Origin of the sequence: uncultured Xanthomonas sp., assembly GCF_964278005.1 — a bacterium.
Classification (GTDB): domain Bacteria; phylum Pseudomonadota; class Gammaproteobacteria; order Xanthomonadales; family Xanthomonadaceae; genus Xanthomonas_A; species Xanthomonas_A sontii.
On record NZ_CAXYKF010000014.1, the window covers coordinates 52,177 to 67,380 of the forward strand.

Genomic DNA, 15,204 nt, shown 5'->3' on the forward strand with positions numbered 1-15,204 from the left:
CTCTGGGCGGGACACGCCGATGAGCGCGCACGACCGCTGCACCGTCGCCATCGTCGGCGGCGGCGCGGCCGGCTGCGCCACGGCGCTGGCGCTGGCCGCGCGCGGGGTCGGGGACGTGGTCGTGGTCGACATGGGCCGCGCCGCAGGCTGGCGGCTGGGCGAGGCGCTGGCGCCGACCGCCAGTGCCGCGCTGCAGCGGCTGGGCGTGTGGGACGCGTTCCTGGCGCAGCGGCCGCTGGCCTCGGCCGGCAGTTGCGCCAGCTGGGGCCGGCCGGAGCTGGGCTACAACGATTTCATCGTCGCCGGCCACGGCAAGGGCTGGCACGTGGACCGCGCCGCCTTCGACGCGATGCTGGCCGCGGCGGTGCCGGCGCAGGGCGGTACGCTGCTGCGCGGCCTGCGCCTGGGCGCGGTCGGCCGCGCCGCCGATGGCGATCACGTGCTGGAACTGCACGAAGAGCAGGGCGGCGTGCGCCGGCTGCGCGCCGGGTTCCTGGTGGACGCCAGCGGCATCGCCGCCGCGGCGGTGCGGCGGCTGGGCGTTGCCCGCAACGAGGTGGATTGCCTGGCCTTCGTCGCCGGTGTGTTCGCGCTGGAGCAGGCCGAGGCGATTCCGTCGCAGGCCTTGTTGGAGGCCTGCGCCGACGGCTGGTGGTATGCGGCGAAGTTGCCGCATGAGCGCTTGATGCTGGCCCTGGCGCTGGAGCCGCGCCGGCAACGGCAGTACCTGGACCGCGACGTGTGGCTGGCAGCGGCGCGAACGACCCGGCACGTCGCGCAATGGTTGGCGCAGGGCGCGGCCCGCGCGCCGGAGGCCGATGGCCTGATCGCCGCACTGGGGCCGTCGGCGATTCTCAGCCGCGTGGTGGGCGCCGACTGGTTGGCAGTGGGCGACGCGGCCAGCGCCTACGATCCGCTGACCGCGCACGGCATCGTCAAGGCCCTGCAGGACGGCGAGGCCGCCGCGCACGCACTGGCAGCGCATCTGCAGGGAGCTGGCCCGGCGCCGCTGGCAGCGTACCAGGAGGGCGTGTTCGCGCGCTTCCGCGCCTACCTGCGCGAACGCGGGGCGCTGTACGCGCGCGAGCGGCGTTGGGCGCAGGCGCCGTTCTGGCAGGCGCGGCTGGCGGGGTGATGCCGACCGCCACGCCGTGCGCGAGCGGTAGAGGACGCCGGCGCTCAGATTCCTTCAACGCCAACCACTTGCCGGCGGTATGGGGCTGCCCCCCGCACCATCCGTGCTCGCGTGCCAACGCCGCCGTTTCCGGCGTGACCCAGCGGGGGCGCATTTCCGTTGCATCGCGCGCGAGCAGGTGGCGACGGAGCCGCGGTAATCCGCCCACGTTCACTGCGCGGGCGGAGCCGCCGCGGTCAGCCTGACGCTGCTGCGCTCGCGCTTGGACAGCAGCGGCAAGGTCACCGCCTGCTCGCCGGGCGCGGCGTACAGCCACAGCGCACAGCAGGCAGCGTAGGAGGTCAGGTTGCTGCTGCGGAAGGCGACGATGCTGGCGCTGTAGCAATCCGATCCTTGCCGCAGGCGTATGTCGGCGACGTAGTCGAACGTATAGTGACCGGGCCCGTGCCACGGCCATTGCGCGCGTTCTTCGGGGTCGCTGGTCGCTGCTGGAACCGGGCAGCGCGCGTCCGGGTTCGGCCGGCGTTGCCGGCCCTGTGCGTCGAAGCCGAGGCGCTGCAACTCCCGGTCCGCGACCGCGCGCAGTTGCGGGTGCTGCGTCAGCCAGCGTGCGGCGTCCTGCTCCTCGGTCGTGGCGTTCGCAGTATCTGGCGCAGGCGCCAGCGTATGCCGATAGCGGTAGCGCACCTGCAGCACGCGGGAGCTGCTGTGCTCTTGTGGCAGCGGCGATAGCGGGCGCGACAGCGTCAGCGTGTCCTGGAAGTAGTCGCCGTCGCGATAGGCGGCATAGCTGCGGCCGTCGATGCGCAGCCAGTACAGGGTCTGATCGCTGCCGCGGCCGTTGATGCTGAAGGTGCCTGTCGCCGGCGCTGTGTCGGGTGCGGTGTTGGGCAGGGCAAGGAAGCCGTGTACGGGGTCGCGGCGCAGCACCGTGATCTCGGTGAACAGGCCAGTGCCGCCGACATAGGATGTGATCACCAGATCGCGTTGCCCGTCTTCGTCCAGATCGAGCAGGGTGTAGTGGTCGTCGCCGTTTTCGGAAACGTCGTCCTGCGCGGTGCCGGCGTCACCCATGTATGTGCGCACCGCTTGCCATTCGTCTGCGGTGACACCGGCCGGTTGCACGAGTGGCGCGGCTGCGGCGCCCGCTGCGGCGAGGTCGAAGCTCACGCCAGTGGTGTCCTCATGGCGCTGTAGCACCGTGTCGATCGGCGTGGGGTTGCTGGCCGGTTCGGCCTCGATCTCGCGGCGCAGCTGCTCGAGTACCTGCGGCAGCGTCGCCGTCCCGGGGGCGCCCGCATGCGCGGGCGCCGGGCATGCGGCCAGTGCGAGCAGCGCCGCCGTCGCCCACGATGTCGGCCGTATCCGTGGCATCCACCGTGGTGCGGCGGCGAAGCGCGCAGGCGCAGCAGGCGCTGCGGCGCCGTTCATGCGCTGCGCATCCACGGCGGATCCAGCTGCGCGATGCGCGCGAACGCCGGGCAGTCTTCGCGGTGCGCGCCGGGCAGGTAGCCCAGGCTCATCAGGAACTCGCCGGTGATCTCGCCGCCGGTGAAGCGGAAAGTGCGCTTGAACAGCTTGATCCACTCGGCCTTGCTGCGCGGATGCTGCGCGTCCAGCCAGGCGGCGAAGCTGCCGTGGCTGGCGCGCAGGCGCTGGATCACCTGCGCGTTGTGGATCGCCGCCTGCACCTTGAGCCGGTTGCGGATGATCCCGGCATCGCCGAGCAGGCGCAGCACGTCGGCCTCGCCGAAGGCCGCCACCGTGTCCACGTCGAACCCGGCGTAGGCGGCGCGGAAGCCGGCGCGCTTCTTCAGCATCAGCTCCCAGCTCAGCCCGGCCTGGTTGATCTCCAGCACCAGCCGTTCGAACAGGTCGGCTTCGGCGCGTTGCGGCACGCCGTACTCGTGGTCGTGGTAGTGGCCGTGCACCGGGTGCCCGGGGGCGATATCGCAGTAGCTGCTCATGCGGCGGGTGTCCGTCAGTCGATCTGGTCGTTGGGGTCGGCGGGGTACAGCTCGGTCCGCTGGGTGCCGGGCAGTTGCAGGTCGGGCCAGCGCCGCGGCAGCACCTGCAGCTTGCCGTCGCGCAGTGCCTGGTACAGCGCCTCGGCGTTGTCGCCGTGGCGCGGGAAGAAATGCGTCCGCGCCACGTCGCGCCAGCCGCTGCCCGGGTCGGTGTGGATCCGGCATTCGACGCCGTAGCCGGCGCTGGCATTGCACAGCAGCACGTCGTCGTGGCCATCGCCATCCAGGTCGCGGCGCAGCGCCACGCACTGCGCGCCCTCGCGCCGGCAATTGCCGTCCTCGATCTTGCCGGCCAGCAGCGCCTGCCACCAGGCGGCGTCGGGCTCGGCGCTGCCGGCGGCCGGCACGATGCGTTGGCGCACCTGCAGCGGATCGGTGCTGCGCGGCGCATCCTCGTTGTCGCCGCCCCAGCGCTGCTGGCGCTGCAGCATCCGCTGCAGGCGCTCGCGCTGCACCGGATCGTCGGCGAACGCGGGCACCTCGCGCAGCGCCTGTACCGCCCGATAGCCACGGCGGCCGCTGTCGAAGCGCAGGTAGGCCAGGTCCAGTTGCGCGGCGCTGGTGCGGCCATCGGCCAGGCGCTGCAACTGGTCGCCGACGACCAGGCGGTAGGGGTCCAGCAGCGGCGAACTGGTCGCCAGCGCCAGGCCGATCACCACCCACGACAACACCCGGTTCACCGGCGCTAGCGGCTGCAGCCAGCGCGCGCCCGGGCGCAGCACCGCCCAGGCATAACCGCATGCGTAGCCGCAGGCGACCACCGCGACCAGCACGCCGGCAAAGCGCTCGGTACTCCAGCCGTACTGCGCGATTCGGAGCCACAGCGCGTACAGCGCCAGCCCTGCGTACAGCGGCAGGCTCAGCAGCCCGGCGTCGATCACCCGTTGCAGCCAGGCCGGGTAGGGCGCGTCGGCGGTGCCGTCCTGGTACACCGCATTGACGAACACCACCAGCGTGGCCACCACGGCGATCAGGATGCTGGCCGCCGCGCGGGTCTCCCACAGCGGCTGCAGGCCGGTGAACGGCAGGCTCAGCGCGAACAGCACCGCCACGAACGCCAGCAGCGGCAGCAATCCGGTGCAGATCGCGAACAGGATCTGCCGCATCACCTGCACCGCGCGCTGCTGGGTGCGGCCGATCAGGATGCCCAGGCCGAACATGGTGCCGGTGGCCAGGTAGACGAAGGCGGTCTGCCGGAACAGGTCGCGGAACAGGGTCAGCTTGACCAGCGCGAACAGCGCACCCCACAGCCACAGCACCAGCCAGCAGATCCCCACGAACAGCAGCGCCAGCGCCAGGGTCAGCGCGTTCTGCCAGGCATGCTCGAACAGGTCGCGGTACGGCGCCTGCCAGCGCCCGTGCTGCAGCCGGCACTGCAGCCACGGCAGCAGCACGAACATCGCCAGCGCCACGGTCGCAGCGAACGGGCCCAGCACCTGGCCGGCGCGCAGGCCGGGCGCGCCGGTGGCGTTCCACACCGCCCAGGCGGACAGGGCCGCCACCAGCACCGCCACCGCGACGGTGTGCTGCCACAGGCGCAGCGCGCCCAGGTGCCGCACCGACAGCAGTGTCATGGTCGGCACGGTCAGCACCAGGGTGTACCAGCACACCTGGCCGCCCAGGGAGCCGAACGGCCACAGGCCGCGCTCGGCGCCGCGCTGCGCCAGGTACAGCAGCGCGCCCTGCAGCAGGGCCACCAGCACGATGAAGGCGCGGGTCTGGCGTGGCAGGTCGGGGGGCGTGTCCATGCGTGCGTGCTCCTGGGCGACCGGTCGCGGCCGCGGTCGGGCGGATTATGGCAGCCCGCCGCAGCCCGGGCAGCGCGCACGCGGGAGGGACGATAGAATGGGGCCATGTCCGCTTTGCCCACGCCTCTGGCCAACCAACTGCTGATCGCGCTGCCGGCGCTGTCCGATCCCAACTTCGCCCGCAGCGTGGCGCTGATCTGCCAGCACGACGAGAACGGCGCGATGGGCGTGGTGGTCAACCGCGCCTCCGAATACACCCTGGGCGAAGTGCTGGAGCAGATGGGCATCGAGACCATCGACGCCACGCTGCGCGAGCAGGTGGTGCTCAGCGGCGGGCCGGTGCATCCGGAGCGCGGCTTCGTCATCCACGACGGCGCGCACGGCTGGGATTCCAGCCTGGCGTTCGCCGACGGCCTGTACCTGACCACCTCGCGCGACGTGCTCGAGGCGATGGCGCGCGGCGAGGGGCCGCGCAACGCGGTGGTCGCGCTGGGCTGCGCCGGCTGGGGCGCCGGCCAACTGGAATACGAACTGGGCGAGAACAGCTGGCTGACCGCACCGGCCGATGCCGAACTGCTGTTCGAGCTGCCGCTGGAGCGGCGCTGGCAGACCGCGGCCGGGCGCATCGGCGTGGACTTGTTCCGCCTCACCGACTACAGCGGGCATGCCTGAGTCCGGCCTGCCTGCGCCTGGCGCACCCGCGCCCGCCAGCGCCGCGCCCGCGACGATCCGCCGCGACGGCACCGTGCTCGGTTTCGACGTCGGTCACCGCCGCATCGGCGTGGCCGTCGGCAGTTGTTTCGGCAACGGCGCGCGCGCGCTGGCGGTGATCGACGTGCATGCGCAGGGGCCGGACTGGCCGGCGCTGGACCGGCTGCATGCCGAATGGCGGCCGCACGGCCTGGTGGTCGGCGATCCGCTCACCCTCGACGGTGCCGACCAGCCCAACCGCAAGCGCGCGCATGCCTTCGCCCGCGAACTGGGCGCGCGCTACCGCCTGCCGGTGGTGCTGGTCGACGAACGCTCCAGTTCGGTCGAGGCCGCGCAACGCTTCGCGGTGGACCGTGCCGCCGGCCGCAAGCGCCGCCGCGACGCCGCCGCGCTGGACGCGGTGGCCGCCGCGGTGATCGTGGAGCGCTGGCTGGCCGCGCCCGACGACGCCATTCCCCCTCCCTGATCCACTGCCCGGACCCGCCATGACTGATCCGCAACTCGATTCGAACGGGCGCCTGCGCCACCTGCTGACCCTGGAAGGGCTGCCGCGCGCGACCCTGCTGCAACTGCTGGACCGCGCCGGGCAGATCCGCGACGCGGCGGTGGGTCGGGTCGGCAAGCGCAACGTGCTGGCCGGCACCGCGGTGTGCACGCTGTTCTTCGAACCGTCCACGCGCACCCGCAGTTCGTTCCAGCTGGCCGCGCAGCGGCTCGGCGCCGACGTGCTGAACTTCGACGCCTCCACCTCGTCCACGCGCAAGGGCGAGACCGCGCGCGACACGCTGAAGAACCTGGAAGCGATGGGCGTGCGCGGCTTCGTCGTGCGCCACCCCGAGGATGGCGCAGTGGAGCGTCTGGCCGAGGCGGCGGGCGAGGGCACCGCGCTGATCAACGCCGGCGACGGCCGCAGCGCGCATCCCACCCAGGGCCTGCTCGACATGCTGACCCTGCGCCACGCGAAGGGTGGCGATTTCTCCAAGCTCAAGCTGGTCATCGTCGGCGACGTCAAGCATTCGCGGGTGGCGCGCTCGGACCTGCACGCGCTGCGCACCCTCGGGGCCGGCGAAGTGCGCGTCTGCGGTCCGCGCGCGCTGCTGCCCGACGACGACACCCTGGACGGCTGCGTGGTCGGCGAGGATTTCGACGCCATGCTCGACGGCGTGGACGCGGTGATGATGTTGCGCCTGCAGCGCGAGCGCATGGAGGAAGGCCTGGTGACCTCGCTGGAGGACTACCACGGCCAGTACGGCCTCACCGCCGAGCGGCTGCGCCGCGCGTCGAAGGACGCAGTGGTGCTGCATCCGGGCCCGATCAATCGCGGCGTGGAGATCACCGACGAAGTCGCCGACGGCGCGCAGTCGTGCATCCTGCGCCAGGTCGCCAACGGCGTGGCGGTGCGCATGGCGGTGCTGGAGACCTTGCTGGGCTGAGCCCGGCGCGCGTCGTCCTGTCGTCGTCGGAGCGGCGCTTGTCCCCTTTTCGGGGATCAGCCGCGACGGGCCTTCCCGGTAGCGCCCATCGCGGCTGAAGCCGCTGCTACCCCGCCTTGCCGAGCATCCGCTGCCGAAGGTGGCGAACGGCACATTCGCGCCATCCCCAATCGGCCTACCATCGGCGGCGATCCTCCCCACGGACGCCACCATGATCCTTGTCCTGCGCCGCGCTGCGTTCGCCGCGGCCTGTGTTTCCCTTATCGCCGCCGCCCAGGCCGACGCCGCCACTGCTGCCGCGGACAGCGCCGGCACCTATGATCCGCAGGCGCTGTTCGCACCGCTGCAGTTGCCGCAGCCGGCCAACGCCTACCGCAGCGGCGGCGGCGTGCCCGGCCCGCAGTACTGGCAGAACCGCGCCGACTACGACCTGCACGCCACCCTGGAACCGGCCACGCACACCCTGCGCGGCCAGGAGACCATCACCTACAGCAACCGCAGCCCGGACACGCTGGACGTGCTGTGGCTGCAGTTGGACCAGAACCTGTATCGCGTCGATGCCCGCGCCCGTACCCTGCGCGCCGCGCGTGCCGACCGGCCCGCGCCGCAGAGCACCGAGGGCTACCGCATCGCCAAGGTGGAACTGGAGCAGGGCGGCAAGCGCGTGGCGGCGACCTTCCTGATCGACGACACACGCATGCGCGTGGATCTGCCGCAGCCGCTGGCCAGCGGCAAGGCGCTCAAGCTGCACATCGACTACACCTACACCGTGCCCGGCACCTGGGGCGGCCGCACCGCGGTCACGCCCACCGCCGACGGCGACATCTACGAGATCGCGCAGTGGTATCCGCGCATGGCGGTGTACGACGACCTGCGCGGCTGGGACACCCAGCCCTACCTGGGCGCGGAGTTCTACCTGGAGTACGGCGATTTCGACTACGCGGTGACGGTGCCGTGGGACTACCTGGTGGCCGGGTCCGGCGAGCTGGTGAACCCGGCGCAGGTGCTCACCGCCACCCAGCGCCAGCGCCTCGCGCAAGCCGCCGCCAGCGACAGCACGGTGACCATCCGCGGCGCCGATGAGGTGGGCACGCCGGCCAGCCGGCCCAGCGCCAGCGGCACCCAGACCTGGCGCTTCCACATGGACCACACCCGCGACGTCGCCTTCGCCGCCTCGCCAGCGTTCGTGTGGGATGCGGCGCGGATCAACCTGCCCGAAGGCAAGCATGCGCTGGCGATGTCGGTGTATCCGCGCAGCGCGGTCGGCAGCGACAAGTGGGGCCGCTCCACCGAGTTCGTCAAAGCCTCGATCGAGCACTTCTCGCAGTGGTATCCGTACCCGTGGCCGGCGGCGGTGAACCTGGGCGGCCACGGCGCCGGCATGGAATATCCGGGCATCGTCTTCGACGACATGGAGGACGGCGGCAAGCAACTGTTCTGGATCACCGCGCACGAACTCGGTCACGGCTGGTTCCCGATGATCGTCGGCTCCAACGAGCGCCGCCATGCGTTCATGGACGAGGGCTTCAATACCTTCATCGACGTCTACGCCTCCGACGCGATCAACCATGGCGAGTTCGCACCCAAGCGCGATGGCGAGTACGCGCCCGGCGGCGGCAACCCGGTGGACGAGATTCTGCCACTGCTGGCCGACGCGCAGGCGCCGACCCTGCTCGATCGCGCCGACGCCACCAGCGAGAAATACCGGCATCCGCTGACCTACTTCAAGGGCGCGCTGGGCCTGGTGCTGCTGCGCGAACAGATCCTCGGGCCGGCGCGCTTCGATCCGGCGTTCCGCAAGTACATCGCCACCTGGGCCTACAAGCACCCGACGCCGTCGGATTTCTTCCGGCTGATGGAGAGCGAGGCCGGCGAGGATCTGAGCTGGTGGTGGCGCGGCTGGTATTTCAACAACTGGCAGCTGGACATGGGCGTGCGCGCGGCCGCTTACGTCGATCATGATCCGGCCAAGGGCCTGCTGGTGACCCTGCGTAGCCGCCAGAAGCTGGTGATGCCGGCGACCTTGCGCATCGACTTCGCCGACGGCAGTCATCTGGATCAGCGCGTGCCGGTGGAGACCTGGATGCAGCAGACCCAGCCGCAGATCCGGGTGCCGAGTACGCAGAAGGTGCTGCACGTGACCCTGGATCCGGACCACGTGCTGCCCGACGCCGACCGCAGCGACAACCGCCTGGACACGGTGAGCTGAGCGCGTTGCGGCCATCCGGTGCCTGTTCGGCGTCGGATGGCCCGCGCAAACGTGCTGCGGCCGCAACATTCGCGGCCGCGCAGCGCCAGCGTGCGCTTGTCCCTGCGCGGTGTGCCGACGGCGATGGCGATGCGCGCGATGCACGGCCGTTCGCCGTCGTTGCCGGCGAGGTGCGTCCAACGCAGCGTGCGTGCGGGAAGCCTGTCCCCGGCTGTCGCTGTCTGTCTCCTGCGGACCGTGCGTGTCCGCTTGTCCTGTCCCGCGCGGCGAACGGAGCGCAGGGTTCCAGTTCTGCGTCGCGGCGATTGCACCGGCCGCCGCGCGCATTCCAAGAATGCCGCCGGCCCCCACGCCCCGTGCCGGCGCATGCATGCACTGTCATGCGTCCTGCACTCATCGCGACAGATGGGAGAGACATCATGCAGCAGCAGTTCCGCAGGGGCGCACTGGCGCTCGCTCTGGCCGTCGGCGCCGCCCCGGCCTTCGCCGGCCCGGTCGGCTACGGCGCCAACACCACCGGTGGCGGCAACGCCATTCCGGTCAACGTCGCCACGATGGAGGCGATGCAGGCGGCGATCGACAACTACGCCGGCTCCGGCGGCCTGGTGCTCAACTACACCGGCAGCTTCAACTACGCCAGCATCACCGACGTATGCACGCAATGGAAGCTGCCGGCCAAGACCGTGCAGATCAAGAACAAGCGCGACATCACCATCAAGGGGGCGAACGGCTCCTCGGCCAACTTCGGCGTGCGCGTGGTCGGCAATGCGCACAACGTCATCATCCGCAACATGACCATCGGCCTGCTGCCCGGCGGCGAGGACGCCGATTCGATCTCGCTCGAAGGCAATTCCAGCGGCCAGCCGTCCAACATCTGGGTGGACCACAACACCATCTTCGCCTCGCTGACCAAATGCCCCGGCGCCGGCGACGCGTCCTTCGACGGCGGCATCGACATGAAGAAGGGCGTCAACCACGTCACCGTGTCGTACAACTACATCCACGACTACCAGAAGGTCGCGCTCAACGGCTACAGCGACAGCGATACCCAGAACGCCGCCGCGCGCACCACCTACCATCACAACCGCTTCGAGAACGTGGAATCGCGCCTGCCGCTGCAGCGGCGCGGGTTGAGCCACATCTACAACAACTACTTCAACAACGTCTTCACCTCCGGCATCAACGTGCGCATGGGCGGGGTGGCGCTGATCGAAGCCAACTACTTCGAGAACATCAAGAACCCGGTGACCTCGCGCGACAGCAGCGAGATCGGCTACTGGGACCTGATCAACAACTACGTCGGCAGCGGCACCACCTGGACGGTGCCGGAGAGCACCAGCAAGCCCTACGCCAACGCCACCACCTGGATCTCGTCCAAGACCTATCCCGAGTCGCTGGGTTACATGTACACGGCGATCCCTGCCGCGCAGGTCAAGGCCAAGGTCATCGCCACCGCCGGTGCCGGCACCAACCTGGCCGAGTAAGGCACGCCGCCTCCGCGCCCGACGGCGCGGAGGCCGGTCGCCCGGGCGGTCGCGGATATATGCCGTTTACGACATTCTTGGTGTGCGCGTGGCGACGCCTTCGGCGGTAAGTGTGACGTGCGCCGGCGCCGATAGGGCGCCTTCTAATCCTTGTTTCACATGGAATTTACGAGTGCGCAACGGTGGCGTGAGGGAGACGCGCAACGTGTACATCGTAGTCACGATGCTGAGGGAATTTAGAAAACTGTGCGCAGTTGCGCATCAAGATTCTTTACGGGTCGCCGTTACCTAGTACGAGTACCCGCATGGGACACCCCGATGCGGCCGGTGCTGGAAGTGTCTTTTCCTTCTTCTCCGTCGCATCGCGCCCAGGCCGTTGGCCCGAGGGTGTCCTGCGCGATCCAGGTCGTGGCGCGGGCTGCTCTCCTTTTCTTACTTGGTGGCCCCTCATGATCGGAATCCTGCAACGCTACAACGTCGGGACGCGGCTCGCGTCCGCCTTCGGCGTCCTCATCCTGCTCTCCTGTGCGCTCGTCGTCGCCGGGCTGCTGACGCTGAAACAGGCGCGCGAGATGATGGACACCATCGTCAACCGGCGCATGCAGATCCTCGATTACACCGGCGAAATGCGCAATGCCAGCGCACAGGTGGCGGTCAATCTGCGCAACATCGTGCTGCCGACCACGCAGGAAGAGAACGAGCGATTCGCCAAGGCCGTCGACCAGCAGCGCCGCTACTACGGTGAGGTCCACGACAAGCTCTATGCGATCCCGGTCAGCGATGCCACCGGCGCGCAGATGCGCAAGGCCATCGACGACGCCTACGATCGGACCCGTCTCGCCAACCAGAAGGTCCTGGACCTGGGCATGGCCAACAAGGCCGATGAGGCATTGAAAGTCCTGATGGCGGAGGCCGGACCGGCGACGCAGCAATGGCAGGAGGCGATCAATACCTATGCCAACCGGCAGCGCACGCGCGGTGCCGAGGCCTACGCCGGCGCCAACGTCGCGATGGACCGCGGCCGCAGCCTGCTGGTGGCCGGTGGCGTGCTCGTGGTGCTGGTCAGCGGCCTGCTGGCCTGGCTGATCACCCGCAGCCTGACCGTGCCGCTGACCCGCGCCACGCGTGTCGCCGAGGCCATCGCCAGCGGCAAGCTCGACAACGACGTACGCACCGACGCCCGCGACGAAACCGGACGTCTGCTGGTTGCGATGCAGGGCATGCAGCAGCAGGTCAGCAACCTGATCGGCGCGCAGTTGGAAATGGCCAAGCGCCACGACGCGGGCGAAGTCAGCCATCGCATCGAAGCGCAGGCCTTCCCGGGCGACTACGGGCGCATGGCGGCCGAGACCAATGCGCTGGTGGCCTCGCACCTGGCGGTGAAGACGCGCCTGGCGCAGATCATGGGCCGCTACGCGATCGGCGACCTGTCGCAGGACATGGACCGCCTGCCCGGCGAGGAGGCGGTGCTGAGCCAGACCATGGACGAGGTCAAGGCCAACCTGTCGGCGATGAACGGGCAGATCAAGCAACTGGCGACGTCCGCCGCCGACGGCGACTTCAGCGCGCGCGGCGACGCCGAGCGCTTCCAGTACGACTTCCGGGTGATGGTGGACAGCCTCAACCAGTTGATGGCCACCGCCGATGGCAACCTGCAGGCGCTGTCGACCCTGCTGCAGGCGATCGCCGCGGGCGATCTGACCGCGCGCATGCACGGCGATTTCCGCGGCGTGTTCGCGCAGATGCGCGACGACGCCAATGCCACCGCCGAGCAGCTGGCCGGCATCGTCGGACGCATCAAGCACTCGGCGGTGTCGATCAATGCCGCGGCCAGCGAGATCGCCGCCGGCAACGACGATCTGTCGCGCCGCACCGAGCAGCAGGCCGCCAGCCTGGAAGAAACCGCAGCCTCGATGGAGGAACTGACCTCCACCGTTCGCCAGAACGCCGAGCACGCGCGCCAGGCCAATCAGCTCGCCGCCGGTGCGGCCTCGGTCGCCTCGCAGGGCGGCGACGTGGTCGGCCAGGTGGTGACCACCATGAGCGGCATCGAGGATGCGTCGCGGCGCATCGCCGACATCATCTCGGTGATCGACGGCATCGCCTTCCAGACCAACATCCTGGCCCTCAACGCGGCGGTGGAAGCCGCGCGTGCCGGCGACCAGGGGCGCGGTTTCGCCGTGGTCGCCAGCGAGGTGCGCACGCTGGCGCAGCGCTCGGCCAGCGCGGCCAAGGAGATCAAGAGCCTGATCGACGATTCGGTGAGCCGCGTCGCCGAAGGTTCGGTCCTGGTCGACCGGGCAGGCAAGACCATGACCGAGATCGTGACCTCGGTGCAGCGTGTCACCGACATCATGGGGGAAATCTCCGCCGCCTCGCAGGAGCAGTCGGCCGGCATCGAGCAGGTCAACCAGACCGTGACGCAGATGGACGAGAGCACCCAGCAGAACGCGGCCTTGGTGGAAGAGGCCAGTGCGGCGGCGCGCTCGATGGAGCAGCAGGCGGTGGAACTGAGCCAGGCGGTGGCGCTGTTCAAGCTCGACGCATCCGCGGCCACGCCGGTAGCGCAGGCACCGCGGCACCAGGCCACCGCGACGCCCGCGGGCAAGCGCAACGTCCTTCCGGCAGCGGCCAAGGCCGCACCTGCGCGGCGTGCGGCGCAGCCGGCGGCGGCGATGGCGCTGGACAAGGATTGGCAGGAGTTCTGAGCCGCACGGCGCCTGTCATCGGCGAGCGGCGCAATGCGCGTCGCTCGCCTGTCGCGTATCGGTTGCCTTGCGGCCGCCGGTGCCGCATCCCGCAGATCCGAGGATGTTCCACTGCGGTCGCGATGCCGTGCCTGCCTCGGCGCGGCACGCTGTTTCTGACCGACGCCCACGCCGCGCGCGTGGGCGTCCTGCTCCTTCCTCACGCCTGCGTGGGGCTTACGCGCGTGTTGCCCGCGTGAGCATCCAGCACGCCGTCACGTGCGCCGCTGCCGTGCAGCAGACGCCGTGCGCGTGATGCGACGCGTCCCTTGTACGACAGCATCGCTGCCGCCGTGGCTGCGGCCGCGGGTTCCCGGCCGACGCTGCGAAGTGACCGCGATCGCGTTCCTGGCCTTCGCATCGCGTGTCGAGGTCTCCGTTGTGCGGCCAATCGGAAAACTTTTTCCTCGCTGCGACCTCGCGCCGCAAGCAAGCGTCGTGCCGGCCGTTGCAACATGACGTGCACGCGGTATTCACGCGAAAACGCCGATCCGGACGCAGTGCGAATGGCCTCTCCACATCCCTGTGATGTGCCTGAGGGTGTTCAATAAATTCCGTGCAATCGCCTCTCAAGTCCCCGTGCGGGGCGCCGTTACATCGCCCGCACATCGAGCGGGATGCGTCATCAAGCGTCTGATTCAAAACACTTTTTCACGAATCATTCATCTCGTTCGATGCGGGCGCGCACAACGGCGGCTGGTCGGCGTGCGTGGTCCGCGGCGTTCCATCGCCCCTCTCATTCCCCCAAAGGCCATTCCATGATTGCATTCCTTCAGCGCTACAACGTCGGTGCCCGGCTCGCCACCGCGTTCGGCATCCTCATCCTGTTGTCCTCGGCGCTGGTCGTCGCCGGGCTGCTGACCCTGTTCCAGGCGCGCGAGCGACTGGACGGCATCGTCAACCGCAACATCGCCGCCATCCGCGCGTCCAGCGACATGCTCAACGCCAGTTCGGTCGTGGCCATCAATGTCCGCAACATCGTGTTGCCGACCTCCCAGGAAGACAACATCCGCTTCGCCAAGGTCGTCGTCGAGCAGCGCGCACGCTACCAGGAGGCGCGCAAGCGGGCGGGCGCCATCCCCAGCGGTGCGCAGAGCCAGGCCGTGCTGGAGGACGTCGATCGCGCCCGGCAGATGACCGTGGACGTCAACAACCGGGTGATGGATCTGGGCATGCACGACAAGCCGGACGAGGCCCTGGCCCTGCTGATGCGGGAGTCCGCGCCGCTGACGCAGAAATGGCAGGACGCCATCGCCCGCTATGCCGATCTGCAGGCCACCCGCAGCAACGAGGCCTATGCGGAAGCGACGGCGGCGATGGCGCGTGGGCGCGCCATGCTCATCGCCGGCGGACTGGCGGTGGTGCTGGTCAGCAGCCTGCTGGCGTGGCTGATCACCCGCAGCCTGACCGTGCCGCTGAATCGCGCCACCCGTGCCGCCGAGGCCATCGCAGCCGGCCGCCTGGACAACGACGTGGCCACCGACGCGCGTGACGAACCCGGCCGCCTGCTGCTGGCGATGGGTGGGATGCAGACGCAGTTGCAGCGCTTCTCCCGCGAAACCGCGTTGATGATCGAGCTGCACGCCGACAAGGACATCAGCCACCGCATGCCGCAGGACTTCCCCGGCGTGTACGGCGAACTGAGCAAGGGCATCAACACCATGATGTTCGAGCACCTGGACGCCATCGTCGAGGCGGTCGAGATCCTCA

The 15,204-nt window shown here is 69.8% G+C and carries 11 protein-coding genes; 8 read left to right on the plus strand and 3 right to left on the minus strand.

Translation table 11 applies throughout. The features are described from left to right. Positions 1–19 precede the first annotated feature (19 nt). Positions 20–1,135 carry an FAD-dependent monooxygenase gene (locus ACHWVH_RS08415; RefSeq protein WP_394686984.1) on the plus strand — a complete coding sequence of 372 codons (1,116 nt, stop codon included), beginning with the start codon at positions 20–22 and terminating at the stop codon, positions 1,133–1,135. A 210-nt stretch (positions 1,136–1,345) separates the two neighbouring features. On the opposite strand, the gene ACHWVH_RS08420 is transcribed toward ACHWVH_RS08415, so the two are convergent. From ACHWVH_RS08420 to ACHWVH_RS08430, 3 genes are read right to left on the minus strand one after another with little or no spacing between them, the layout of a single operon-like run. Continuing rightward, a complete protein-coding gene (locus tag ACHWVH_RS08420; RefSeq protein WP_394686985.1) occupies positions 1,346–2,581 on the minus strand; it encodes a hypothetical protein in 1,236 nt (411 codons plus the stop codon). Beyond that, positions 2,563–3,102, minus strand: coding sequence for a DNA-3-methyladenine glycosylase I (locus ACHWVH_RS08425; protein ID WP_043095742.1), 540 nt, complete (start codon positions 3,100–3,102; stop codon positions 2,563–2,565). The genes ACHWVH_RS08420 and ACHWVH_RS08425 overlap by 19 nt, the downstream gene beginning before the upstream one ends. A 14-nt stretch (positions 3,103–3,116) precedes the next feature. Beyond that, complete coding sequence (locus tag ACHWVH_RS08430; protein WP_394686986.1) at positions 3,117–4,910, minus strand: DUF4153 domain-containing protein; 1,794 nt, start codon at positions 4,908–4,910, stop codon at positions 3,117–3,119. 105 nt (positions 4,911–5,015) lie between these two features. Here ACHWVH_RS08430 and ACHWVH_RS08435 point away from each other — a divergent pair, with 105 nt between their 5' ends. From ACHWVH_RS08435 to ACHWVH_RS08465, 7 genes are all read left to right on the plus strand, one after another. After that, a complete protein-coding gene (locus ACHWVH_RS08435) occupies positions 5,016–5,582 on the plus strand; it encodes a YqgE/AlgH family protein (protein WP_010344126.1) in 567 nt (188 codons plus the stop codon). After that, on the plus strand, positions 5,575–6,087 hold the full coding sequence (gene ruvX / locus ACHWVH_RS08440) for a Holliday junction resolvase RuvX (RefSeq protein WP_394686987.1): 513 nt from the start codon (positions 5,575–5,577) through the stop codon (positions 6,085–6,087). Before ACHWVH_RS08435 ends, ruvX begins: the two co-directional genes overlap by 8 nt. Before the next feature lie 19 nt (positions 6,088–6,106). Further along, positions 6,107–7,054, plus strand: coding sequence for an aspartate carbamoyltransferase catalytic subunit (locus tag ACHWVH_RS08445; RefSeq protein ID WP_152236595.1), 948 nt, complete (start codon positions 6,107–6,109; stop codon positions 7,052–7,054). A 211-nt stretch (positions 7,055–7,265) separates the two neighbouring features. Further along, positions 7,266–9,263, plus strand: a complete 1,998-nt coding sequence (locus ACHWVH_RS08450) for a M1 family metallopeptidase (RefSeq protein WP_394686988.1) — start codon at positions 7,266–7,268, stop codon at positions 9,261–9,263. A gap of 419 nt (positions 9,264–9,682) precedes the next feature. After that, positions 9,683–10,747, plus strand: a complete 1,065-nt coding sequence (locus ACHWVH_RS08455; RefSeq protein WP_394686989.1) for a polysaccharide lyase family 1 protein — start codon at positions 9,683–9,685, stop codon at positions 10,745–10,747. A gap of 449 nt (positions 10,748–11,196) precedes the next feature. Continuing rightward, on the plus strand, positions 11,197–13,455 hold the full coding sequence (locus ACHWVH_RS08460; RefSeq protein ID WP_152236591.1) for a methyl-accepting chemotaxis protein: 2,259 nt from the start codon (positions 11,197–11,199) through the stop codon (positions 13,453–13,455). 797 nt (positions 13,456–14,252) lie between these two features. Continuing rightward, a partial coding sequence (locus ACHWVH_RS08465; protein ID WP_295847109.1) for an MCP four helix bundle domain-containing protein occupies positions 14,253–15,204 on the plus strand: 952 nt, incomplete at its 3' end.

Excerpts from the sequence above, each read along its gene's own strand:
- ACHWVH_RS08435 (WP_010344126.1), top strand. The coding sequence starts at position 5,016 with ATGTCCGCTTTGCCCACGCCTCTGGCCAACCAACTGCTGATCGCGCTG.
- ACHWVH_RS08455 (WP_394686989.1), top strand. The coding sequence starts at position 9,683 with ATGCAGCAGCAGTTCCGCAGGGGCGCACTGGCGCTCGCTCTGGCCGTC.
- ACHWVH_RS08460 (WP_152236591.1), top strand. The coding sequence starts at position 11,197 with ATGATCGGAATCCTGCAACGCTACAACGTCGGGACGCGGCTCGCGTCC.
- ACHWVH_RS08430 (WP_394686986.1), bottom strand. The coding sequence starts at position 4,910 with ATGGACACGCCCCCCGACCTGCCACGCCAGACCCGCGCCTTCATCGTG.
- ACHWVH_RS08415 (WP_394686984.1), top strand. The coding sequence starts at position 20 with ATGAGCGCGCACGACCGCTGCACCGTCGCCATCGTCGGCGGCGGCGCG.
- ACHWVH_RS08445 (WP_152236595.1), top strand. The coding sequence starts at position 6,107 with ATGACTGATCCGCAACTCGATTCGAACGGGCGCCTGCGCCACCTGCTG.
- ACHWVH_RS08425 (WP_043095742.1), bottom strand. The coding sequence starts at position 3,102 with ATGAGCAGCTACTGCGATATCGCCCCCGGGCACCCGGTGCACGGCCAC.
- ruvX (WP_394686987.1), top strand. The coding sequence starts at position 5,575 with ATGCCTGAGTCCGGCCTGCCTGCGCCTGGCGCACCCGCGCCCGCCAGC.
- ACHWVH_RS08450 (WP_394686988.1), top strand. The coding sequence starts at position 7,266 with ATGATCCTTGTCCTGCGCCGCGCTGCGTTCGCCGCGGCCTGTGTTTCC.